Source organism: Micromonospora sp. M51, assembly GCF_018070305.1.
Lineage (GTDB): Bacteria > Actinomycetota > Actinomycetes > Mycobacteriales > Micromonosporaceae > Micromonospora > Micromonospora parva.
The window spans coordinates 1-826 of sequence record NZ_JAGPXZ010001321.1 but is presented as its reverse complement, the minus strand read 5'-3'; the positions used below and the strand labels follow the sequence as shown (position 1 = coordinate 826).

Here is an 826-nt window from a genome sequence, read left to right as displayed (position 1 = left end):
ACTGATGAGCCGGCCCGGTGCCCTGGTCGGCCGGCTCATCAGTGCCCGAGCAGCGGCAGGCCGCGCCGCGTCGTGCTGTCGTCCAACTCGCCGAGGGCCAGCGCGGCGAACCGGGCGGCGAACGGTTGCCAGACCTCCTCGATGTCGGCCAGCACCGAGGCGCAGGCCGCTACCACCAGCTCCGGGTCGTAGCCCAGCTCGGCGAGTTGGGTCGAGTCGGTGGCCCAGTCGGCGATCATCGCGGCGTCGCACTCGATGTGGAACTGCAACCCCCACGCCCGGTCACCGAGGCGGAACGCCTGATGCGGGTAGCGGGTGGACGCGGCCAGCAGGGTGGCACCCCGGGGCAGCTCGGTGATCTCGTCGGAGTGCCACTGGAGCACGTCCGGGATCAACGGCACGTACCGGAACAGCGGATCGTTCTCGGCGGCGTCGCGCCGGCCGACCACGCCGGGACCGATCTCCGGCCCGGACGGGCTGCGCTCCACCAGGCCGGCGTGCGCGGTGGCGAGCAGCTGCGCGCCCAGGCAGACCGCCAGAGTCGGCACCCGGTACCGGACCGCCTTGCGCAGCAGGCCCTCCACTGCGGGAAACCACTGTGCGCCGGGCGAGCCGTCCGGCAACGGGTACGCCTGTTGGTCGCCGCCGAGCACCACCAGCGCCGCGTACCCCTCCAGGTCGGCGGGGAGCTCGTCGCCGGCGTGCGGGCGAACCACCCACAGCTCCAGCCCAGCCTCGGTCAGCCACTCACCCAGCCGGCGCGCGTCGTCCGTCGGGTCGTTCTCGATCACCAGCGCGGTTGCCACCCGTCGAGGCTAGCCGGTAC

At 73.2% G+C, this 826-nt stretch carries 1 protein-coding gene; it reads right to left on the bottom strand.

Features of this window, described 5'->3' with window-relative positions; all coding sequences use genetic code 11:
• Positions 1-38 precede the first annotated feature (38 nt).
• On the bottom strand, positions 39-806 hold the full coding sequence (locus tag KBX53_RS34555) for a type 1 glutamine amidotransferase (protein ID WP_030330100.1): 768 nt from the start codon (positions 804-806) through the stop codon (positions 39-41).
• Positions 807-826 lie beyond the last annotated feature (20 nt).